The organism is Sodalis glossinidius str. 'morsitans', assembly GCF_000010085.1.
GTDB classification, from domain to species: domain Bacteria; phylum Pseudomonadota; class Gammaproteobacteria; order Enterobacterales; family Enterobacteriaceae; genus Sodalis; species Sodalis glossinidius.
Genome location: NC_007712.1, coordinates 465396 through 487965, shown reverse-complemented (window position 1 = coordinate 487965; position 22570 = coordinate 465396). Strand labels below are relative to the sequence as shown.

20 protein-coding genes and 1 riboswitch are annotated in these 22570 nt (G+C 58.1%); of the genes, 10 read left to right on the top strand and 10 right to left on the bottom strand.

What is annotated here, in order from left to right:
* Nucleotides 1-17: 17 nt before the first annotated feature.
* Nucleotides 18-584: an ADP-ribose diphosphatase gene (gene nudF / locus SGP1_RS02485; RefSeq protein WP_011410130.1), complete on the bottom strand. Its 567-nt coding sequence runs from the start codon at nt 582-584 to the stop codon at nt 18-20.
* Nucleotides 585-788: 204 nt separating this feature from the next.
* Between nudF and tolC the strand changes: the two genes are divergently transcribed.
* The 3 genes from tolC to SGP1_RS02470 all read left to right on the top strand — a co-directional run bounded on the left by tolC (nt 789) and on the right by SGP1_RS02470 (nt 4331).
* Complete coding sequence (gene tolC, locus SGP1_RS02480) at nt 789-2300, top strand: outer membrane channel protein TolC (RefSeq protein WP_011410129.1); 1512 nt, start codon at nt 789-791, stop codon at nt 2298-2300.
* Between the two features lie 216 nt (nt 2301-2516).
* Entirely contained in the window at nt 2517-3164 is a 648-nt protein-coding gene (locus SGP1_RS02475; protein WP_011410128.1) for a DUF1190 family protein, read from the top strand.
* Nucleotides 3165-3170: 6 nt separating this feature from the next.
* On the top strand, nt 3171-4331 hold the full coding sequence (locus SGP1_RS02470; protein ID WP_011410127.1) for a glutathionylspermidine synthase family protein: 1161 nt from the start codon (nt 3171-3173) through the stop codon (nt 4329-4331).
* Nucleotides 4332-4368: 37 nt separating this feature from the next.
* On the opposite strand, the gene SGP1_RS02465 is transcribed toward SGP1_RS02470, so the two are convergent.
* Both SGP1_RS02465 and ribB read right to left on the bottom strand, forming a co-directional pair.
* A complete protein-coding gene (locus SGP1_RS02465; RefSeq protein WP_041866569.1) occupies nt 4369-4875 on the bottom strand; it encodes a dioxygenase in 507 nt (168 codons plus the stop codon).
* Between the two features lie 743 nt (nt 4876-5618).
* A complete protein-coding gene (gene ribB, locus SGP1_RS02460; RefSeq protein ID WP_011410126.1) occupies nt 5619-6272 on the bottom strand; it encodes a 3,4-dihydroxy-2-butanone-4-phosphate synthase in 654 nt (217 codons plus the stop codon).
* 110 nt (nt 6273-6382) lie between these two features.
* A riboswitch (FMN riboswitch) is annotated at nt 6383-6543 on the bottom strand.
* Nucleotides 6544-6672: 129 nt separating this feature from the next.
* Here ribB and ubiK point away from each other — a divergent pair.
* Nucleotides 6673-6969, top strand: a complete 297-nt coding sequence (gene ubiK / locus SGP1_RS02455; RefSeq protein ID WP_011410125.1) for a ubiquinone biosynthesis accessory factor UbiK — start codon at nt 6673-6675, stop codon at nt 6967-6969.
* Nucleotides 6970-7215: 246 nt separating this feature from the next.
* On the opposite strand, the gene hldE is transcribed toward ubiK, so the two are convergent.
* From hldE to SGP1_RS02440, 4 genes are all read right to left on the bottom strand, one after another.
* Nucleotides 7216-8661 (bottom strand): bifunctional D-glycero-beta-D-manno-heptose-7-phosphate kinase/D-glycero-beta-D-manno-heptose 1-phosphate adenylyltransferase HldE, encoded by a 1446-nt coding sequence (hldE, locus tag SGP1_RS02450; protein ID WP_011410124.1) that lies wholly within the window; start codon nt 8659-8661, stop codon nt 7216-7218.
* 178 nt (nt 8662-8839) lie between these two features.
* Entirely contained in the window at nt 8840-11653 is a 2814-nt protein-coding gene (glnE, locus tag SGP1_RS02445; RefSeq protein ID WP_011410123.1) for a bifunctional [glutamate--ammonia ligase]-adenylyl-L-tyrosine phosphorylase/[glutamate--ammonia-ligase] adenylyltransferase, read from the bottom strand.
* A 60-nt stretch (nt 11654-11713) separates the two neighbouring features.
* On the bottom strand, nt 11714-11956 hold the full coding sequence (locus SGP1_RS23180; protein WP_050747361.1) for a hypothetical protein: 243 nt from the start codon (nt 11954-11956) through the stop codon (nt 11714-11716).
* 5 nt (nt 11957-11961) lie between these two features.
* The gene (locus tag SGP1_RS02440; RefSeq protein ID WP_050747360.1) at nt 11962-12363 is read right to left on the bottom strand and encodes an inorganic triphosphatase; all 402 of its coding nucleotides are present in this window, start codon (nt 12361-12363) and stop codon (nt 11962-11964) included.
* Nucleotides 12364-12767: 404 nt separating this feature from the next.
* Here SGP1_RS02440 and SGP1_RS02435 point away from each other — a divergent pair, with 404 nt between their 5' ends.
* Both SGP1_RS02435 and SGP1_RS02430 read left to right on the top strand, forming a co-directional pair.
* Complete coding sequence (locus SGP1_RS02435) at nt 12768-13388, top strand: TIGR04211 family SH3 domain-containing protein (RefSeq protein ID WP_011410122.1); 621 nt, start codon at nt 12768-12770, stop codon at nt 13386-13388.
* Between the two features lie 100 nt (nt 13389-13488).
* Nucleotides 13489-14736 carry a multifunctional CCA addition/repair protein gene (locus SGP1_RS02430; RefSeq protein ID WP_011410121.1) on the top strand — a complete coding sequence of 416 codons (1248 nt, stop codon included), beginning with the start codon at nt 13489-13491 and terminating at the stop codon, nt 14734-14736.
* 154 nt (nt 14737-14890) lie between these two features.
* On the opposite strand, the gene bacA is transcribed toward SGP1_RS02430, so the two are convergent.
* Both bacA and folB read right to left on the bottom strand, forming a co-directional pair.
* Nucleotides 14891-15712, bottom strand: coding sequence for an undecaprenyl-diphosphate phosphatase (bacA, locus tag SGP1_RS02425; RefSeq protein ID WP_011410120.1), 822 nt, complete (start codon nt 15710-15712; stop codon nt 14891-14893).
* A 140-nt stretch (nt 15713-15852) separates the two neighbouring features.
* The gene (gene folB, locus SGP1_RS02420) at nt 15853-16212 is read right to left on the bottom strand and encodes a bifunctional dihydroneopterin aldolase/7,8-dihydroneopterin epimerase (protein WP_011410119.1); all 360 of its coding nucleotides are present in this window, start codon (nt 16210-16212) and stop codon (nt 15853-15855) included.
* A 105-nt stretch (nt 16213-16317) separates the two neighbouring features.
* Between folB and plsY the strand changes: the two genes are divergently transcribed.
* Complete coding sequence (gene plsY / locus SGP1_RS02415; protein ID WP_011410118.1) at nt 16318-16947, top strand: glycerol-3-phosphate 1-O-acyltransferase PlsY; 630 nt, start codon at nt 16318-16320, stop codon at nt 16945-16947.
* 1 nt (nt 16948) lies between these two features.
* Here the strand turns inward: plsY and tsaD are convergent, their stop codons facing one another.
* Nucleotides 16949-17968, bottom strand: coding sequence for a tRNA (adenosine(37)-N6)-threonylcarbamoyltransferase complex transferase subunit TsaD (gene tsaD / locus SGP1_RS02410; protein ID WP_011410117.1), 1020 nt, complete (start codon nt 17966-17968; stop codon nt 16949-16951).
* A 450-nt stretch (nt 17969-18418) separates the two neighbouring features.
* Between tsaD and rpsU the strand changes: the two genes are divergently transcribed.
* The 3 genes from rpsU (at nt 18419) to rpoD (ending at nt 22511) form a co-directional block, all read left to right on the top strand.
* A complete protein-coding gene (gene rpsU, locus SGP1_RS02400; RefSeq protein ID WP_001144069.1) occupies nt 18419-18634 on the top strand; it encodes a 30S ribosomal protein S21 in 216 nt (71 codons plus the stop codon).
* Between the two features lie 129 nt (nt 18635-18763).
* Nucleotides 18764-20512 carry a DNA primase gene (gene dnaG, locus SGP1_RS02395; protein WP_011410116.1) on the top strand — a complete coding sequence of 583 codons (1749 nt, stop codon included), beginning with the start codon at nt 18764-18766 and terminating at the stop codon, nt 20510-20512.
* A gap of 151 nt (nt 20513-20663) precedes the next feature.
* Nucleotides 20664-22511, top strand: a complete 1848-nt coding sequence (gene rpoD, locus SGP1_RS02390) for an RNA polymerase sigma factor RpoD (protein WP_011410115.1) — start codon at nt 20664-20666, stop codon at nt 22509-22511.
* Nucleotides 22512-22570 lie beyond the last annotated feature (59 nt).

Genomic DNA, 22570 nt, shown 5'->3' with positions numbered 1-22570 from the left:
CACTCTCTTTGCAAGGATTAATGGTGTAATGCCAGCCATTGCAGGGCAATGACAGAGGCGGCGTTATCGATCACTCCCTCCTCCACCCAGCGGTACGCCTGTTCGCGGCTTACCGCATGGAGACGGATATCTTCATTTTCTTCCACCAGTCCATGGATACCCTCGGCCTTCAGCGCGTCTACCTCCCCCACCATGACCGTCAGACATTCACTGGTGCCGCCAGGGCTGGCCAGATAGCTGAGCATCCGTTTGCAGCGGCCCACCGTGAGTCCCGTCTCCTCCACCGCCTCGCGCCGGGCAACCTGCTCCAGCAGCCAGGGGGTGGGGCTGCTGTCATAGGCGGCGATACGGATTTGCTCTAATAATATAACCTGGTCACGCCGCGCATCATAAGGTAATAGGACCACCGCATGTCCGCGCTCGAAAATTTCCCGGGTTACCATCTGGCTCATGCCGCCATTAAACAGCCGGTGGCGGAAGTGGTAAAGCTCCATCTTAAAAAAACCGTCATACAGCGTCTCGCGCGAAAGCATTTCAACATCATCACCGCCAAATATCACCGGGGTGACAAAAGATGAGGTCATTATAACGCTCCTATTAGCAAATAACGCCGCCCGGAGGCTGGCTAAATCAGTCTGCCGGAATCTGGCGGTTTATGATAGATTTTGTAAATAGCGCCGGCATGGCACGTTAAGCCACCTATTCCGTCCGGCAGTGTCTGCTAGAATTAGCCACTATTTTTCTAATAGCTCTACCATAGCAATTTTGCTGTTTCAAAAGGAATGCAAATGAAGAAACTGCTCCCCCTCCTTATTGGACTGAGTCTTGGTAGTTTCAGTGCAATGAGTCAGGCAGAAAATCTGCTACAGGTGTATCAGCAGGCCAGATCCTCCAACCCGGATCTTCGCCGCTCCGCCGCCGATCGTGATGCAGCCTTTGAAAAGATTAATGAACAGCGCGCTCCGCTGCTGCCTCAATTGGGATTGGGAGTAGATTACACCTATACCCAGGGTTTTCGCGACAACCGTGATATCAATTCTAATGAGTCAAGCACCGCGCTGCAGTTGACCCAGACCATTTTCGATATGTCCAAATGGCGTGCCCTGACCCTCCAGGAAAAAACGGCGGGTATTCAGGATGTCTCGTATCAAACGGACCAGCAATCGTTAATTATCAATACCGCTACCGCCTATTTTAACGTATTGAACGCCATTGATACACTGTCATATACCGAGGCGCAGAAGCAGGCACTTTATCGCCAGTTGGACCAAACTACCCAGCGCTTTAACGTCGGTCTGGTCGCCATTACGGATGTGCAAAATGCTCGCTCGGAATATGACACCGTTCTGGCTTCCGAAGTCAGAGCCCACAACGATCTGGATAATGCGCTGGAAGCACTGCGCCAGATTACCGGCATGGAATATCCGCAATTGGCGACGCTTAATATCGCGAGTTTCAAGACCCAACACCCCGATGCGATCACCAGCCTGTTAAAAGAAGCGGAAAACCGCAACCTCAGCCTGTTATCGGCGCGCCTGTCGCAGGATTTGGCTCGTGAAGATATCCGTTACTATCAGGCAGGCCATTTGCCGACTTTAGATCTTAACGCCTCGTCAACAGTCAGCAATAGCGACTACAATGGTTCGCGAAACAATTCTGTGACCAATCCCAATAAGCATATCGGCGGCAACGCTATCGGCCTGAGTCTGAACGTGCCACTTTATAGCGGGGGATCCGTAACCTCCCAGGTGAAGCAGGCGCAGTACAGTTTTGTCAGCGCCAGCGAACAGCTTGAAAGCGTGCATCGCTCTATGGTCATGACCCTGCGTTCATCGTTTAACAACATATCTGCCTCCATCAGCAGTATTGCCGCCTATGAACAGGCGGTGGTGTCGGCGCAAAGCTCACTGGACGCGTCGGAAGCCGGCTACCAGGTGGGCACCCGCACTATCGTTGACGTGTTGGATGCCACCACAACGCTTTATGATCGCAAGCGGAATCTCTCCCAGGCGCGCTATCAATACCTGATCAATCAATTGAACCTGAAATACGCTCTCGGCACGCTAAACGAAACGGATTTGGTGACATTGAATAATACGCTCGGTAAAACGGTGCCGACCGATCCCCAGACGGTAGCACCGGAAAATGCCTCGCAGGACGCCCGTGCCGATGGTACCGGTACGACGTCGCCTGGCGCCAGTGCTGCGCAAACGGCCTTTCAGCCGCGCGCGGCCAGCGTGACGACCGCGCCAGCCACCGGCACCGGTCGCACTAGCGGACGTAATCGTTTCCAGCATTAAGTTCTTTCCCGGCGGTCAGGGCGAACCTTTGCTTTCCCCTGACGGCCGCCGGCGCTTCCCGTTGCCCGTCACTGCCCGCGGAGACGATCACAGGGAAGTGTATAACTACGTAAAGATGCCGGCCGCAAACCTTCCATGCTTCATTTTTCACCGTTTTTCCCCTATTCTACAGTGACTTTCTCTAGGTCGATCTCATATCAATAAAGCAGGATAATAATGAAACGCACTAAACAGATTAATCACGCCAGCTTTCGCAAGCATTGGCGCGCTTACCGCATGGCGCCCGTCGCGCTGGCCGTCGGTGCCGTTTTTGTACTGGCCGGCTGTGAAAAAAGCGACGAAAACGTCTCGCTGTACATGAACAGTGACGACTGCGCCCGCGCCAATCCTTCCTTAAGCGAACAGTGCACCACCGCTTACAACGCCGCGCAGCAGGAAGCGGTGAAAACCGCGCCCAAATACGCCTCCCGCGCCGACTGTGTGGCGGAATTCGGTGAAGAACAATGTACCCAGGTCCCGGCCCAGGCCGGCATGGCGGCGGAGTCTCAGCACAGCGGCAGCATGTGGATGCCGCTGATGGCGGGCTACATGATGGGTCGCATGATGGTCGGCGGCTATTCACAGCAGCCGCTGTTCACCTCACTCGCCGCCAACAGTCCGGCGCGCGGCCAGTTTGTCGACGCCAGAGGCCGCAACTACGGGGCGTCCACCAGCGGTCGTTCGATGACGGTACCGAAGACCGCCCTGGCGCCGAAACCGGCGACCACGCAGACCATCACCCGCGGCGGCTTCGGCGAGACCGTCGCCAAGCAGAACGCCCTGCGCAGCAGCAGCGCTACGCCCCACCGCACCATGGGCGGCTAACGGGACATGAAACGAGTCACTATCGACGAACGACCGGACTGGCGGGAAAAAGCCACCGAATACGGCTTTAATTTTCATACCCTGTACGGCGAACCCTATTGGTGTGAAGATGCTTACTATCAGTTTACCCTGGCGCAAATCGAGACTCTGGAGGAGGCTACCGCTGACCTCCATCAGATGTGTTTGCAGGTAGTGGAAAAGGTCGTGGCCAGCGATGAGCTGATGACCAAATTCCGTATTCCCCGCCACACCTGGTCGTTCGTGCGCAACGCCTGGCAAACGCGTCAGCCGTCGCTGTATTCGCGCTTGGATCTGGTTTATGACGGCCAGCATCCGCCCAAACTGCTGGAAAACAATGCCGATACGCCGACCTCGCTGTACGAAGCGGCGTTCTTTCAGTGGATCTGGCTGGAAGATCAGATTAACGCCGGCAAGCTCCCAACCAATGCCGATCAATACAACAGCCTGCAAGAGAAGCTTATCGCCCGCTTCGCTGAACTTCAGTCGCAGCACGGTTTTAGCCTGCTGCACCTGGCCTGCTGCCAGGACACCGAAGAAGATCGCGGCACGGTGCAGTATCTGCAGGATTGCGCCACGGAAGCCGGGTTGCCCAATACGTTTCTTTATATTGAGGAGCTGGGGCTGGGAGAGAAAGGGCAGTTCACCGATATGCAGGATCAGGTCATTAGCAACCTGTTCAAGCTCTATCCGTGGGAATTCATGCTGCGCGAGATGTTCTCTACCAAGCTGGAGGATGCCGGCGTGCGCTGGCTTGAGCCGGCCTGGAAATGCATTTTGTCCAACAAGGCGCTGTTGCCGATGCTCTGGCAGATGTTTCCCGACCATCCCAACCTGCTGCCGGCCTATTTTGCCGAAGACGATTACCCGCCGATGGACAATTACGTGGTGAAGCCGCTGTTTTCCCGCGAGGGCGCCAACGTGCGCGTCTTCGAGCAGGGACGTGAAACCGCACGCGTAGACGGTCCTTACGGCGAGGAAGGCTCGATTGTACAGGCGTTTTGCCCTCTGCCCCGCTTTGGCGACAGCTACACGGTTATCGGCAGTTGGCTGGTTAACGATGAGCCCTGCGGCATCGGCCTGCGCGAAGACCGGCAAATCATTACCCAGGATCTCTCCCGCTTTTGTCCCCACATCATTCTTGATTGATTCTGCCTCGGCAGCGCGGTGACGCCGCGCCGCCGTTTTAGCCTACCTGCACCGACAGCATACTGATGTAGCCCAGCGTGATACCGTCCACGGGCACCGAGACGGGTTCATCGCCTATCCGGCTGCCCAACACATAGAGCAGCGGCAAAAAATGCTCCGGCGAGGGATTGGCCAGCGCCGCATCCTGGTGCTGTTGATAAGCGATCAAGGGATGCGGTTCCCATTCGTCGATGTCGGCCTGCACCGGTACCGGTGCCAATAGGGACTGCCCCCGCTGCGCCAGCGCCGGCGAACCGGGGGCCAGGTAACGTTGGTCAAACAGCGCCTGGGGAAAACCACCAAAGTCGTGCACGGTGCGCGGTTGCGCCACGGCGGTCACGGCGGTGCCCTGCCGGTACCAATGGGCCGAGATGGCCAATATCGCCTCCGGCCACGGCAGCGTCTGGCCCAGTTGCTGCCAGCTACGGGTATAGCGGTTGTCTTCCAGTACGTTCATCGGACTGCCGTGACCGAGGAAAAGGGCAGGCATGCGTGGGCTACTCATCGTGTATCCTTATTCATTGTGCGCCGCTTGCGGCGGCTGATGGCATCACATTACACCTTTTCACCGTGCAATGAACCGATATAACCATGATGAAGATAATCAGGAAAATTGAATAACTGGGGCCCCCCATGAAAACAGCATTGCTATTTGGCGCCAGCGGATTAGTGGGCGGTCACCTGCTGTCCACTCTGCTGCGCCATTCTGCCTATCAGCAGGTGACTGCGGTAGTGCGGCGCGAGCGGCCGCGCTGGCGGCGGAGGATCTGTTTATCGCCCTCGGCACCACGCGCAAAAACAGCCCGGATCCGCGGGAGTACTATCGTATTGATCACGACTATCCGCTGCTGGCGGCGCGGCTGGCGCTTGAGCATGGCGCGCACTCAATCTCGCTGGTGTCATCGGCGGGGGCCAGCGTCGGCTCGTACGCAGCCTATTTGCGCGTTAAAGGGGAAGTAGAACGGGATATCATCGCTCTGCACGCCGCCCGGACGCACGTTTTCCGACCCGGCATGAGTTCTGGGTTAGAGATCCGCTGGAGAAGGGGCTAAATCGTGTCTGGCCACGGCTTAATTTCGTATTGCGCGGAAGAGCGCAAAAATACCGCGCTATTACGGCGGCGGATATCGCCGTGGCGATGGTTGCCGCCGCTCAACTCCCTACAGGCTAAGTCAACATTTACACCTGGTCGGAAATGCAGGCATTAGTGCGGGACGCCGGCGACTATCACGCCGGATCCGCAGGACGTTAGCTCACTTCGCGCATCAGGGCGCGACGGTAGGCCACCAGATCCTCGATGGTCAGCACCGGCATGTTGTGACGCCGTCCAAAGGCGATTATCTCCGGCGCATGCGCCATAGAGCCATCGTCATTGGTCACTTCACACAGCACGCCCGCCGGTTTCAGGCCGGCGAGAGTGGTCAGATCCACCGCTGCTTCGGTGTGACCGCCACGCACCAGCACGCCGCCCGGCTGCGCGCATAGCGGGAAGACATGCCCAGGGCGGTTGAGATCGGTAGGTTTAGCGTTATCTTTGATGGCGGCCCGGATTGTTGTCAGGCGATCGGCGGCAGATACCCCGGTGCTGACCCCTTCAGCCGCTTCGATGGTGACGGTAAACGCCGTCTGATAATGACTGCTGTTACGTTCCACCATCATCGGAAGCGCCAGCTGCTGGCGGCGTTCTTCGGTCAGACACAGGCACACGATACCGCTGCCGTAGCGAATGGTCAGAGCCATCTGCTCGACGGTCATGTTTTGTGCGGCGAATATCATATCGCCTTCATTTTCACGATCTTCATCGTCCAGTACCAGCACCCCGCGACCATTCCGCAACGACTCCAGAGCGTTTTCCACGCGTTGGGACGGGGAACCGAATTCGGAAAGAAGCGTCTGATTCATGGTAAATAAAACCTCATAATTGTTATGGGTTACCAGAATCAGGGCAGACTTAGGAGCGGCCGCGAACGGGCCAAATAATAACGATATCGGGCCGTAGCCCGCCTGGACGTCGTTACTCTCTCCCATCCGGACTATTACCGTCGGCCCCGGAATTACACCGGATCTGCTGACCTCAGACTGCAATGCAACCTGAGCGCTCGCGGGCTTCCTGTGCAATACTTTAGCCAGGTTTACCGCCGGTGGGGAATTGCACCCCGCCCTGAGAATAAGCAGAAATACTATAGCTCCAACCCGCAGCCAAGGCAATTAGCAAACGCATAATTTCAATAGATTATTTTGTTTCCACTCAGGGGAAACAAACATTACACTTAACCCATTCTGACCAGTTAGGGAACCGACGATGATTGATCCAAAGAAACTTGAACAGCTTGCCCGCCAGGTACAGGAGTCGCTGCCCAAAGGCATCCGCGATCTGGGCGACGATGTGGAGAAAAAGATCCGTCAGTTGCTGCAAAACCAGTTCAGCCGTATGGACCTGGTCAGCCGCGAGGAATTCGACGTACAGACCCAGGTGCTGTTACGCACCCGGGAGAAACTGAGTCAGTTGGAACTGCGCCTGAATGCGCTGGAAACCATGCCGAAAAGCGACCCGGTCGTCAGCCCGGCGACACCTGCCGGCGGCGCCAGGGGCGGGTAAGAAGCCTGCGGGCGTGAACGGCGTAGACGACACTACCAGCGTTTCTCCCGCGGATCGCACCGCGCCGGATGCCGGGGTCGCGGACGACAAACCGGCTAAAGACACCTTTAAAAAGCTATAATCGCCGCTGCCGCTTGCTGCCACCAGCAGCAGGCATCATCGCCCGCGCGTAACTGACCGCCGTCCAGCGCGGCGCGTCTCTACCCGTGCACGGCTGACCATACCGGGCGGGTCACATCACCGCTATCAGACAACCGTTCGCTGCCCAGCGCGGCGTTTGATGGCGTTGATAATATTGGTGGTGGAACAGCCGTCTTCAAAATTCAGCACCAGCACGTCCCCGCCGTTATCCCAGACCTCCTTGCTGCCGGCGATCTGGTGCGGTTGGTAATCGCCGCCTTTGACCAGCACATCAGGCAGCACATCGGCGATGAGCCGCTGCGGCGTATCTTCGCTGAAAGGCACTACCCAATCGACCGCCTCCAGCGCCGCCAGAACGGTCATACGCTGCGCCAGGGGATTTACCGGACGGCTTTCCCCTTTCAGACGCTTCGTGGATTCATCGCTGTTTACCGCCACGATAAGCCGGTCACCCAGCCGCTGGGCATTAGCGAGATAGCTGACGTGACCCGCGTGCAGGATATCGAAAATACCATTGGTCATGACCACTTTCTCGCCGCGCTGACGCGCCACCGCCACCGCCTGCTTCAGCTCGCTTTCGGTCATGACGCCAAAGCCAGTTTCGGCGCGGCCGCGAATGGCGTTCTCCAGCTCAATTGGGCTAACGGTGGAGGTGCCTAATTTCCCAACAACCACGCCCGCGGCGGCGTTGGCCAGAAAACAGGAGTCTTCCAGACTGTTACCCGCTGCCAGCGCGGCGGCCAGCACGCCGATGACCGTATCGCCGGCGCCGGTGACGTCGTAAACTTCCTGCGCCTGCGTGGGTAAATGCAGCGGATCCTTACCCGGCTGCAACAGGGTCATCCCTTGTTCCGAGCGGGTAATCAGTAGCGCCGATAGCTGATAGTCGGCGATAAGTTTCATGCCGCGGCTCACCAGCGTTTCCTCATCTTTGCAGGGCCCGGCTACCGCTTCAAATTCTGACAAATTCGGGGTCAGCAGCGTTGCGCCCCGATAACGGTCAAAATCCGTGCCTTTGGGATCGACAAGCACCGGCACGCCAGCGGCGCGCGCCAGTGTGATCATCTCGCGCACGCGCGCCAGCGCGCCCTTCGCATAATCGGATAACACCAGCGCGCCGGTTTTTGGCAGCGCCAGCTGAATACGTTCTATCATGGGAGCTGCGTCGACATCGTCGAAACCTTGCTCGAAATCGAGACGGATCAACTGCTGATTACGCGATAACACCCGCAGTTTGGTAACCGTGGGATGGGTCGCGACGGCGACAAAATCGCAGGTCACGTCTACTTCACTGAGTCGCGCGCCCAGAGCGCGGGCGGCATCATCAATGCCGGTGAGACCGACCAGGCGCGAATGACAGCCCAGCGCGGCGATATTCATCGCGACGTTAGCAGCGCCGCCGGGACGCTCCTCAATGGCGTCCACCTTTACGATAGGCACCGGCGCTTCCGGTGAGATCCGGCTGGTGGGGCCGTACCAGTATCGGTCCAACATCACATCGCCCACGACCAGCACACCCGCCCGGCGGAAATCAGGCAAGGTCACTTTCATCCACTCGCTCCAAAGAGATCCTGTTCAAGGGTCAGAATCATATCACAGGGGGGAAAAATTCGCCCCCTGCGGCGACGGAGCCTCCGCCGCTTAATCGAGCCTTGCCAGCGGCGGGCGCGAAGTTAAGTGTGACGCTGGGGCGCGCTGCCCTTAAAGACCACTGTGCCTGCGCCGCCATTCAATCAAGCCACTGACGCCAGCAGCGGACAATCAAAGCGCGCTCGCGGGCAAACTGCGCTTCCGGCACCCGGCCGGGCAACGCCTGCAACGCCAGATGGTGCAGCGTATCGCGCAGCGTAGTGTAGCTTGCGCGCAGCCCATCGGCATCATCGCCGTCCATGATCCCCTCCCTGGCCACCAGCTCGAAGAGACGGACATTATCCGACCAGCGCGTCAGTTCAGGCTTTTCCGCGGCATAGCGCAACACCAGATACTGCGCCAGAAACTCGATATCAGTAATACCGCCCTCGTCGGTCTTGATATCAAAAACGTCTGTCTGCTTGCTGGCCAGGTGCTGGCGCATCTTGGCGCGCATCTCGCTGACCTCCCGGCGCAGCGTAGCGGGATCGCGCGGAAGACACAGCACGCGACGGCGAATGGTGTTGAAACCTTCCTGCAATTCTGGGGAGCCGTACACCATCCGCGCGCGCACCAGCGCCTGATGCTCCCAGGTCCAGGCCTCATTAAGCTGATAATCCTCGAACGCAGAGAGCGTACTGACCAGCATCCCGGCGGCGCCGGATGGCCGCAGCCGTGCGTCCACTTCATACAAAACCCCCGCCGGTGTCCGGATGCTGAACAGATGCATGACCCTCTGCGCCAGCCGCAAATAAAACTGCCGTCCGTCGATGACGCACGGTCCATCGGTCACGGCGTCATCAGGGCACTGATGCAAAAACACCAAATCCAGATCGGAGCTGTAGCCTAACTCCCAGCCGCCCAATTTACCGTAGCCGATGACCGCAAAGCCGGCGTCCTGTCCGTCATGCAGATGCGAGGGCCGCCCATGGCGCACGACCATTGATTTCCACGCCTGCCGAATCACGGCTTGGATCATGGCTTCCGCCAGATAGGTCAAATGATCGCTGACCTTCATTACCGGCAGCACGCCGGCAATATCGGCTGCCGCAATGCGCAACTGTTGCGCCTGCTTGAATTGCCGCAGCGCCTCCAGTTGCTGCTCCTCATCCTCTTCGGGCACCCGCAGCAGATATTGGCGCAGCTCGTCGCCATAGGCCGCCGGCGCCGGGGGGTGATAAAGGGTCGCGGGGTCCAGCAATTCGTCCAGCAGCAGGGGATGCCGTGCCAATTGGCTGGCGATCATAGGCGACACGGCGCAAAGACGAGTCAAGAGCCCCAGCGCGCCGGGGTACTCCAGTAACAGCTCGAGGTAGGTGGTACGAGAGACGATACTAAGCAACACCGGCGCCAGACGAGCAAACGCCTCGTCCGCCGCGTCCCGTTCGCCGATGTGCGCCAAAAGCCGCGGCATAAGCGCGTCCAGCACTTCCCTGCCCCGCGGGCCTAGCGTGCGTTTAGCGACATCGCGGCGGAAATCGGCGACATACTGCGCCAGACGCGGCCAAGGAACGCCTTCCCCGTCAACCTCCGTCGCTTGCGACATCGGCTCCTGCCACAGCACGACCGCCGGGCCGGGCGTATCATTATCTTCAGCGTCGGGGGCATCGTCGCCAATCAGCTCATCGAATACCGCCCTGACCGCTTGCATGTGGGCGTCCAGCGTGCGGGTGAGCTGCGGCCAGTCCGCCTCGTCCATTCCCCAGGCCAGGCGCGCCTGATTGAGCGCGTCGGCGGGCAACGTTTGCGTCTGCTGATCATTAATGCCCTGCAACAGATTTTCCAACCGTCGCAGGTAGAGGTAGGCCGCACTCAGACGGGCACTTTGCGCCGGCGTAAGCAGTCCCAGCGCGCCGATGGTCTCAAGCGTCGGCAATAGCGCGCGCGACTGCAGGCGCGGCTCGCGGCCGCCGCGAATCAATTGAAACACCTGGGCGATAAACTCGATCTCACGGATCCCGCCGGCGCCCAGTTTGATATTGTCCTTCAACCCGCGCCGTCGGACCTCGCGGGCAATCATTTGCTTCATATTGCGCAGCGACTGGATGACGCTAAAGTCAATGTAGCGGCGATAGATAAATGGACGCAGCATGCTGCGCAATTCCTGGCTGTAGGGATCGCCATCGCCGCCCATCAGCCGCGCTTTGATCATCGCGTAGCGTTCCCAATCCCTGCCCTGTTCTTGATAATAATCCTCCAGCGCGGCAAAGCTCAGCACCAGCTGCCCGCTATCGCCGAACGGCCGCAGCCGCATATCGACCCGATAAACAAAGCCGTCCACGGTCGGCTGGTCGAGCGCTTTAATCACCCGTTGACCCAGCCGGATAAAAAACTGGGCGTTATCCAGCTCGCGGCCGCCGCCGCGGGTAAAACCGTTTTCGGGGTAGGCGAAAATCAAATCAATATCGGAGGAAAAATTCAGCTCCCCGCCGCCCAGTTTGCCCATGCCCAGAATCAGCAGAGGCTGTGGCGTGCCGTCTGCGCCACAGGGTGTACCCCACTCGCGGCAACACGCCTGCCACAGCCAGTCGCGCGCGGCGATAATCAAGGTTTCCGCCAATTGGCTTAGCTGGGTCAGGGTTTCACGGGTATCACAGAGGCCGAGAATTTGCGCCCAACCGATACGCACCAGCATACGGCGCCGGAACAAGCGCAGCTCGCGCATCAGCGCGGATTCATCATCAACCGCCGCCAGCCGGGCGGCCAGCAGCGCGGCATAATCCCGCCATTCGCCGGGTTGCGGCACCTCCGTCACTAGCGCCTGCTGCCACGCCGGATGGCTTTGCAGCGCGTCGCTGATGAAATCACTCATGGCGAGCGCCCGAAGGGTTGCATCGTCCGCCGGCGCCGGTAATCCGGCCGCCGACTGCTGTCCTTGCTTATGCAAGAGCGGCGGTAATGGTCGCGCATTCATGGTCAATATTCCCTGGAGACAAACATGGCTCGCCGACGGAGTGGTAACACAAGGCTCTCGCTATTTTAGCCAGAACCCCACCTGCGCCAACTCCTGACGCCGCAAATGTTCCCTATCATCGGATCCTGGCTGCACGATAGACTGATGCAGCGCTGTCCAATGCATCAGATAGGCCACCACCTCGGTCGGCCGATAGGCGCCGATTAACGGCACGATATCCGCCAGCAGCCCACGGAGCTGGCTTTGCGGCTGACCAGATTCTCCAGCACGCCGGCCTTGGCCGGCGCAAGCCCGAACAACCAAAGCTCCTAATGATATTGCCAATGATCCAGCGCCATGTGCAGCGCCGCGCTCATACCTTCCTCCACCGTCGCCTGCGCGGCGGGATCAAGCTCTGGCGGCCATGTCTGTGCCGGTAACCGAGCGAGATCCAGCGTCGGCCCCGACAGCGGCACATTAAATTCTGGATGTTGATGCAAGCCGCCGATGACCTGGCCGGCGGTTTTCATTGTCATCTCACACTGTCCGTCCACCTGACGGATACGTAACCCTATGCCGTGGCGGCGCAAATCAAAGCCATCCGTCTCAAAATAGGTATTGGTCAATTGCCGGAGCGCATTACCGTCATGGCCCATCGCCAATAACCGCTGCCGCAACGCAGGCAGCATCTCGGGCTGAACGATAAATTTTAACTTGATTTCTTCATTCATAGTGTTATATGGCCATACCGGTAAAATACATTGACGCTTAAGCCATCCCTGGTGGCGACTCATCGCTTAAGATGGCAAGTGTTTAATGCCTAATCATGGCCTTAATGGACAAAACTGACAAGCCCAACGGCACTTTTCGTGTGACGAGAGGTCCAAAGATCTTATCGCTTTTGACGCGTTTTGTCATTGTCGTCCCTCCCACCCGCCGTCGGCGGCGAAGAGGGTACGCCGCGCCCGTCACCGCGCGGCGCCGGCCTGTAGACGCCGGCATCATCGGGTAGTGGGGGCAGCAACGGCTTTACGCTCCGTCCGAGAGTAAGAGTGTTCTCATTTCGGACCCGACGTTGCGTCGTCAAACTGAAGTCACTACTATCGTGCTACATTTGCTTAAAAATGACGGACTAATGCTGAAATTACGCCATATTTACTTCGTCGCGGTCGGTTTGGGTCTCGCCTGCGCCGCCAACGCCGATGAGCCACGTTATGTCTCAGACAACCTGCTGACCTATATCCATAGCGGCCCGGGTAATCAATACCGCATTGTCGGCACCTTGAATTCCGGCGACACCGTTACGCTTCTATGTCAGAATGACGACACCGGCTTCGCCCAGGTACGCGACGAAAAGGGGCGCACCGCCTGGATCCCGCAGGAGCAGCTGAGCGCTCAGCCCAGCCTGCGCACCCGGGTGCCGGCGCTGGAGCAGCAGGTGCAGGATCTGACGCAAAAGCTTAATACTATCGATGCGAGCTGGAATCAGCGCACGGCCGACATGCAGAAAAAAGTGGCCACCAGCGACGGCGTGATCAACGATCTCAAGGAACAGAATCAGGCGTTGAAGGATCAACTTTCGACCGCACAGAAAAAGGTCAATGCGGCGGCGGTCCAGCTTGACGACAAACAGCGTACCATCATCATGCAATGGTTCATGTATGGCGGCGGTGTGGCTGGCGTGGGCCTGCTGCTGGGTTTGCTGCTGCCCCATATCATTCCCCGACGCAAAAGAGACAACTGCTGGATGAACTAAGCCGCCCCCGACACGGGTGGCGATGAATCTCGTGCGAGATACGGCTACACTCAATGGACGGTACCGATAAAGGCAACACCGGCTTTGCCAGGAGAGAATTGTGAAAAAATATCTGGTCGGCGGCGCCGTGCGTGACGGTCTGTTACAGCTCCCCGTCAAGGAACGGGATTGGGTGGTGGTCGGCGCAACGCCGCAGGAGATGCTCGCGCAAGGTTATCAGCATGTCGGCAAAGATTTTCCGGTTTTTCTGCATCCCGATAGCCGCGAGGAGTATGCGCTGGCCCGTACGGAGCGCAAATCCGGTCAGGGCTATACCGGCTTCATCTGCTACGCCTCGCCGGAAGTCACGCTGGAAGAAGATCTGCGCCGCCGCGATCTCACCATTAATGCCATCGCCCGCGACGACGAGGGTAACCTGATTGATCCCTATCAGGGACAGCAGGACATCCGCCAACGCTGGTTGCGCCATGTCTCCGACGCCTTCGGCGAAGATCCGCTGCGCGTACTGCGGGTCGCCCGTTTTGCCGCGCGTTTCGCCCATTTGAATTTCCGCATCGCGCCGGAAACGATGGCGTTGATGCAGCAGATGACCGACGAGCTGCCGCTGCTGGCGCCTGAGCGTGTCTGGAAAGAGACGGAGCGGACGCTGGCAACCCGCAATCCGCAGGTCTATTTTCAGGTCCTGCGCGACTGCGGCGCGTTAAAAGCGCTATTTCCGGAGGTGGACGCGCTATTTGGCGTCCCGGCGCCGGCGAAATGGCACCCGGAAATCGATACCGGCATCCACACTCTGATGACGGTGTCGATGGCGGCCCGGTTAACGGACGATATCGCGGTACGCTTCGCTACACTTTGCCACGATGTGGGCAAGGCGCTCACGCCGCGCGAGCTGTGGCCCAGCCACCACGGCCACGGCCCGGCGGGGGTGAAGGTGGTGGAAGCGCTGTGCCAGCGCCTGAAGGTGCCCAATCCGCTGCGCGATCTGGCCACGATCGTGGCCCGCTACCATGATCTTTTGCACGGTGCCCAGAGCCTGACGCCAAAGACACTGATAAAACTGTTCAGCGCCATTGATGTCTGGCGCCGACCGGCGCGCCTGGAGCAGATGATCCTCGCCAGCGAAGCCGACGCACGTGGCCGTACCGGGTTTGAGAACCATGCCTATCCGCAGGGGGATTTTCTGCGCGACGCGTTCCGCGTAGCCAGTTCAGTCAGCGCGCGAGATGTGATGGCGGCGGGATTCAGCGGCGCGCAGATCGGCGAGGAGCTCAACCGGCGACGCCAGCAGGCGCTGGCGAGCTGGAAGCGACAGCAAGAGAATAGCGATACCGAGACCATTCAGGACTGACCCTTACTGCACCGCGTATACTGCGTCAGATACTGCATATGCCGTCAGACATGCCGTAACCATGGCGCCGGGCGGAGGCGCAGCAAAAACAGCATTAGCCAGCCAATCAGCCAATCAGCCAATCAGCCAATCAGCCAATCAGCCAATCAGCCAATCAGCCAATCAAGATCCAATACACCACCACCGCCAGAATAAAGCGGTAAATGGCAAACGGCACGAACGAAATACGCTTAATAATTTGCAAAAAGAATTTGATAGCGAGCAGCGCCACCACAAAGGCGGTAACGAAGCCGATAGCGAACATCGGAAGATCCTGCCAGGAGAGAAACGGCAGGCTTTTGTACAGATCCAGCACCGTCGCGCCCAGCATCATCGGCACCGCCAGGATAAAGGAAAACTCCGATGCGGCGTAACGGCTAACGCCGACCAGCAAGCCGCCGCTGATGGTGGCGCCGGAGCGGGAAAAGCCTGGCCACAGCGCCAGACACTGGAAACAACCGATGAGAAACGCCTGGAGATAAGTCAAATCGTCGATACCCGCCGCGCGCGGCACCTTGGGCTTCAGCCATTCCCCCGCCAGCAAAAGCACACCGCCGACCACCAGGGCATACATTACGTAAATCGGGGCAAAAATGGCTTTGATTTGCTCGTGAAACACCAGCCCCAGCACCACCGCCGGAATCATGCCCAGCAAAATATGACCGAGACGCAGGCGACCGCTGCCGATACCCTCGTGAGGCACCTGGCCAAAATGGATACCGATAAGACCAAACAGCCGGCGCCAAAATACCACCACCACCGCCAGAATCGAGCCTAGCTGGATGATGACCTCAAAGGTCTTGGCTTTATCATCCGTAAAGCCAAGCAGGCTACCGACCAATATCATATGTCCCGTCGAAGAAACCGGCAGAAACTCCGTTAACCCTTCCACTCCCCCCAGAATGAACGCGATAACCCACTCGTGCATATCCGCCATACAACGTTTCCCTCAAAGTCACGACAATAAAAAAGCGGCGGTATGTAAACAGACCAACCGCTAAATCTCCCGCAAATTGAGACAAACATACTGTAATTTGGTTGCAATCGCATGGCCAAATGATTACCGCTGCGCTATTTTCAGATTTTTCGCCGCATGCGCTCGATGATAACGCCGACGTTGGCCGCCTGCGGTACCGCGCCGGGCTTACCGATTTTGATACGTATCCAGGGCAGTTTGAACTGGGTCATCAGCCGCTCCGCCGTCTCTTCGGCGACGCGCTCCACCAGTGCGAAATGCTTGCCGCTCACCAGCGACAGCACGGCGTCGGTGACGTCCGCATAGCTCAGACAGTCGGCAACATCATCGCTACGTGCCGCCGGACGGTTGTCCCAGCCCATCTCAAGGTCGAACACCAATTTCTGCAACCGTTGCTGTTCCCAGTCATAGACGCCTATCACCGCCATTACCGTTAATTGCTCAATAAATACAATGTCCATGTGCCATACTCGGTTTTTGTGGCTATCGGATACCACTTCCTCGGGAATATGCGTATTATCCACAGATAGCGAAATAAAACGAATGTTGATAAATGGAATGTGGTTATGAATGCTATCGCGATTGGCATGATAATCTTCGCCTATCTCTGCGGTTCAGTCTCCAACGCGATTCTGATCTGTAGGCTCGCCCGCCTGCCGGATCCCCGCACTAGCGGCTCCGGCAATCCCGGCGCCACCAACGTGCTGCGGCTCGGCGGCAAGCTGGCGGCCGCGGGCGTAATGGTTTTCGATGTCCTGAAGGGGATGATCCCGGTGTGGATAGGCTACGGCCTCGGCCTGCCGCCGTTCTGGCTGGGTCTGGTGGCGATCGCCGCCTGTCTTGGCCATATTTATCCGATTTTCTTCCATTTTCGCGGTGGTAAAGGGGTCGCTACCGCGCTGGGGGCCATTGCGCCCATTGGTTATGATCTGTCCGGACTGATGATAGGCACCTGGCTTTTAACGGCGCTGCTCTCTGGCTACTCTTCGCTGGGGGCTATTGTCAGCGCCCTGATCGCGCCATTCTACGTCTGGTGGTTCAAGCCGCAGTTTACCTTCCCGGTGGCGATGCTTTCCTGTCTGGTACTCCTACGTCACCACGACAATATACAGCGCCTCTGGCACGGCCAGGAAAGCCGCATCTGGCACCGCCGGCAAAAAGATCGGGATATCGACCGGCAACAAAGCAAGCACTGACTCAGGCGCCCAGCGCCGGCAACTCCTCCAGCGGCCAGCGCGGCCGTACCGACACCGCCAGACTCGCCTGAGATCCGCCCTGCAGCCGCACCATGCCCGCGTAAGCGATCATCGCGCCATTATCCGTACAAAACTCGGGACGGGCGTAAAACACTTCTCCGCCACGTTGGCGCATCATTTCGCCCATACTCGCGCGCAGCGACTGATTGGCGCTAACGCCGCCGGCCATCACCAACCGCTGGAATCTGGTCTGATCGAGCGCGCGCCGACATTTTATCATGAGCGTATCCACCACCGCCTCCTCGAAGGCCCGTGCGACGTCCGCGCGCGTCTGGTGATCATCGGCACCGGCGCGCACGGTGTTGGCAGCAAAGGTTTTCAACCCGGAGAAGCTGAACGCCAGCCCAGGATGGTCAGTCATCGGTCGCGGAAATTTGTAACGCCCCGGCACGCCCTGCTGCGCCAGACGCGCGAGCATCGGGCCGCCGGGATAGTCCAGCCCCAGCAGCTTGGCGGTTTTATCAAAGGCTTCGCCGGCGGCATCATCGATAGACTCCCCCAGCAATTGATATTCGCCAATGCCGGTCACGGCGATAAGCTGGGTATGACCGCCGGAAACCAACAGCGCCACGAACGGGAATGCCGGCGGATTCGCCTCCAGCATCGGCGCCAGCAAATGCCCCTCCATGTGGTGGACGGCGACAGCCGGCACCCCCCAGGCATAGGCCAGCGCGCGGCCGACGGTGGCACCAACCATTAACGCGCCCACTAGCCCCGGACCGGCAGTGTAAGCCACCCCATGGATATCCGACGCCTGCAGGCCGGCCTCGGCCAGCGCCGCCTGGATGAGCGGCACAGTTTTATGGACATGATCGCGGGACGCCAGCTCCGGCACCACACCGCCATAATCGGCGTGCAGTTTCACCTGGCTATAGAGCTGATTAGCCAGCAAACCTTGTTGTTGATCGTAAATCGCCACGCCGGTTTCATCGCATGACGTCTCAATACCCAATACGCGCATAATCTTTACCACCTTTTTTGCGGCGCACAGTTTACCATATTTGCGCCATTACGTGGTCTAGGGACGGCGGCTTTGGCGCAAAGCCCTTTCTTCTCGTCGGACGTCATGCTACAAAAGCCGACCCGGCGATCGCCGGGCAAGCGGCAGGATCCCACGGTAGCCCACAGCGATCCCGCCGCTTGCCCTCGGACGGTTTTTATGAACGTCCGCGCCGCCGGATCGGGGTTTTTGCGTCGTGACACCCCGTTCAGGGCCGATTTCGTGCCCGCTTTTTTACCCAAATTTACGCCTGACATCAGCGGGTTGTGTGGCAACCGACGTGCAGCAAGTCAGATCACGCAGTGCGGCGCTTTACAAAGCAGACAGGCTTAGAGTAGAATTCCGCACCATTTTGAAAATGGCTGGCACTGGTCAGCGACAAAATCCGAATTCTATCGAGGTGAGAGGCACATGCCGGTAATTAAAGTACGTGAAAACGAGCCGTTCGACGTAGCACTGCGTCGCTTCAAGCGTTCCTGCGAAAAAGCGGGTGTTCTGGCCGAAGTTCGTCGTCGCGAGTTCTATGAAAAACCGACGACCGAACGTAAGCGCGCTAAAGCGTCCGCCGTTAAACGTCACGCCAAGAAACTGGCTCGCGAAAACGCACGCCGCACTCGTCTGTATTGATTTTCCGGGGTGCGATCAACCCCGGCCGCGTGATTAATATCCGCAGACTTAGCTGTTGCATACGAAGGCCGTGCCATCCGGAAGGATTGCGCGGCCTGTTGTCGTTCAAGTGCTTACCTGACAGGGCTTATGGCTGGACGAATCCCACGTGTCTTTATCAATGACTTGTTGGCGCGAACCGACATCGTCGATCTGATCGATGCGCGGGTAAAGCTCAAAAAGCAGGGCAAGAATTTTCACGCCTGCTGTCCATTCCATCATGAGAAAACCCCGTCGTTTACCGTGAACGGCGAAAAGCAGTTTTACCATTGTTTCGGCTGTGGCACCCATGGCAACGCCATCGATTTCCTGATGAATTACGACCGGCTGGAGTTCGTCGAATCCATCGAAGAGCTTGCCGCCCAGCACGGCCTGGACGTGCCCTATGAAACGGGCACCGGCCCGAACCAGCAGAAGCGCCACCAGCGACAAAGCCTGTACCAGCTGATGGACAAACTCAGCGGCTTCTATCAACAGGCGCTACAGGCGCAGACGGCATCGGATGCGCGCCACTATCTGCAACAGCGCGGGCTGAGCGAAGCGGTCATCAACCATTTTGCCATCGGTTTCGCGCCGCCGGGCTGGGACAACGTCGATAAGCGTTTTGGCCGTTCGGCGGAGGATCGCGCCTCGCTCAACGATGCCGGCATGCTGGTTGTGAATGACAACGGCCGCACCTACGACCGTTTTCGCGATCGCATCATGTTTCCCATCCGCGACAAACGCGGGAGGGTTATCGCTTTCGGTGGACGGATATTGGGCGAGGGTCAGCCGAAATACCTGAACTCGCCAGAAACCGATATTTTTCATAAAGGTCGCCAGCTGTACGGCCTGTATGAGGCCCAGCGGCAGCATCCGGAATTATCCCGGCTACTCGTGGTCGAAGGGTATATGGACGTCGTGGCGCTGGCACAGTTCGGTATCGACTACGCGGTGGCTTCGTTAGGCACCTCGACCACCGCGGAGCATATCCAACTGCTTTATCGCGCCACCGATCGGGTGATCTGCTGCTATGACGGCGACCGCGCTGGACGTGAAGCGGCCTGGCGCGCGCTGGAAAACGCGCTGCCCTACTTGACCGATGGCCGCCAGCTACGCTTCATGTTTCTGCCGGACGGTGAGGATCCCGATACGCTGGTGCGCAAAATCGGCAAAGAGGCATTTGAAAAGTACATCGAACAGGCGCAGCCGCTGTCGACGTTTTTATTTGAAACGCTGATGCCACAGGTGGACTTGAGCAGCCCCGACGGTCGTGCCAAGTTAAGCACGCTGGCGCTGCCGTTGATAGGCCAGGTACCAGGCGAGACATTGCGTCTCTACCTGCGCCAGCAGTTGGGCAATAAACTCGGGATCCTTGACGACAGTCAACTGGAGAAACTACTGCCCAAGGCGGCCCTTAAGGCAAATATTTCACCACAGTCGCGGATAAAACGCACAACCATGCGTATACTGATAGGATTGCTGGTGCAGCATCCGCGGCTTTCCGCCCTGGTACCTACGGTGCAGGGGCTGGAGCAGGCAATTCAGCCGGGCGTGCCGTTGTTTGTTGAATTAGTGCAGACCTGCCAGGCCCAACCGGGGTTAACCACCGGCCAGTTGCTGGAGCATTATCGGGAGAATAAATCTTACTCCCAGCTTGAAACCCTGGCGACCTGGAACCACATGATCATAGATGAGATGATCGAGGCGACATTTGTCGATACCCTGGCGAGTCTTTACGACTCCATACTTGAACACCGCCAGGAAGCGCTTATCGCCCGCGACCGGACCCACGGCCTGACGGCCGAAGAACGCCAGGAGCTCTGGTCGCTGAATCAGGCGCTGGCGAAAAAAACCTGAATGACGAGGCTTAATTGCCTATATCTGGCAGGGCAAGACCCTGCGCAATGCCGTATTGGGCTGCGGCGCGAAACAAAGCTCAGATCTCTTGTTGGTGATGCGCTTTCACCAACCAACACCGAATATTACTCTGAAGTGTGGATACCGTCTTATGGAGCAAAACCCGCAGTCACAGCTCAAGCTGCTTGTCACACGTGGTAAGGAGCAAGGCTATTTGACCTTTGCCGAGGTCAATGACCATCTGCCGGAGGATATCGTCGACTCCGACCAGATCGAAGATATCATCCAGATGATAAATGACATGGGCATCCAGGTGATGGAAGAAGCACCGGATGCCGATGACCTGCTGCTGGCCGAAACCACCTCCGACACCGACGAAGATGCGGCGGAAGCCGCGGCGCAGGTCTTGTCCAGCGTGGAGTCCGAAATTGGGCGCACCACCGACCCCGTGCGCATGTACATGCGCGAAATGGGCACCGTGGAGCTGCTGACGCGCGAAGGCGAGATCGATATCGCCAAGCGTATCGAAGATGGCATCAATCAGGTTCAGTGCTCGGTCGCCGAGTACCCTGAGGCTATCACCTACCTGCTGGAGCAGTACGACCGCGTCGAAGCCGGCGAGGCCCGCCTGTCCGATCTTATCACCGGCTTCGTCGACCCTAACGCGGAAGAAGATATGGCGCCCACCGCGACCCATATCGGTTCCGAACTCTCCGCCGACGAAATCGCCGATGACGACGACGAGGATGAAGAGGACGGCGACGACGACAGCACGGACGATGATAACAGCATCGATCCGGAGTTGGCGCGGCAAAAATTTGTCGAGCTGCGCGAGCAGTACGAAATTACCCGTAACGTTATAAAAACCAACGGGCGCAGCCATGCTAAATCAGCCTCGGAGATTTTGAATCTTTCCGATGTATTCAAACAGTTCCGCCTGGTGCCGAAGCAGTTCGATTACCTGGTCAACAACATGCGCGCCATGATGGATCGCGTGCGTACCCAGGAACGTTTGATCATGAAATTGTGCGTCGAAATCAGCAAGATGCCCAAGAAAAATTTCGTCACGCTGTTTGCCGGTAATGAAACTAGCGAAAGCTGGTTCAAAGCCGCGCTGGCGATGAACAAGCCCTGGTCGGAAAAACTGCACGAAGTCGATGATGACGTGTACCGCAGCCTGCAGAAACTGCGGCAGATTGAAGAAGAAACCGGTTTGACCATCGAGCAGGTGAAGGATATCAATCGCCGCATGTCGATCGGCGAAGCCAAGGCGCGACGCGCCAAGAAAGAAATGGTCGAGGCGAACCTGCGTTTGGTTATCTCTATCGCCAAAAAATACACCAACCGCGGCCTGCAGTTCCTGGATCTGATCCAGGAGGGCAATATCGGTTTGATGAAGGCGGTGGATAAATTTGAATACCGTCGTGGTTACAAGTTTTCCACCTACGCCACCTGGTGGATCCGCCAGGCCATCACTCGCTCTATCGCCGACCAGGCGCGCACCATCCGTATTCCGGTGCATATGATTGAGACCATCAACAAACTCAACCGCATTTCCCGACAGATGCTGCAGGAAATGGGACGCGAACCGACGCCCGAAGAGCTGGCGGAACGCATGCTGATGCCGGAGGATAAAATCCGTAAGGTGCTCAAGATTGCCAAAGAGCCTATCTCCATGGAAACTCCTATCGGCGACGATGAAGATTCGCACTTGGGGGATTTTATCGAGGACACCACCCTCGAACTGCCGCTGGATTCCGCCACCTCGGAGAGTCTGCGTTCAGCCACCCACGATGTGCTGGCCGGCCTGACCGCGCGTGAAGCCAAGGTTCTGCGCATGCGCTTCGGTATCGACATGAATACCGACCATACGCTGGAAGAAGTCGGCAAACAGTTTGACGTCACCCGCGAGCGTATCCGTCAGATCGAAGCGAAAGCGCTGCGTAAGCTGCGGCACCCGAGCCGTTCTGAGGTCCTGCGCAGCTTCCTGGACGATTAAGTTCTGGTTTTGCTGGCGGTTCTTTCCTTAAGGCGCTCAAAACATCGCCCCGCAGAGCA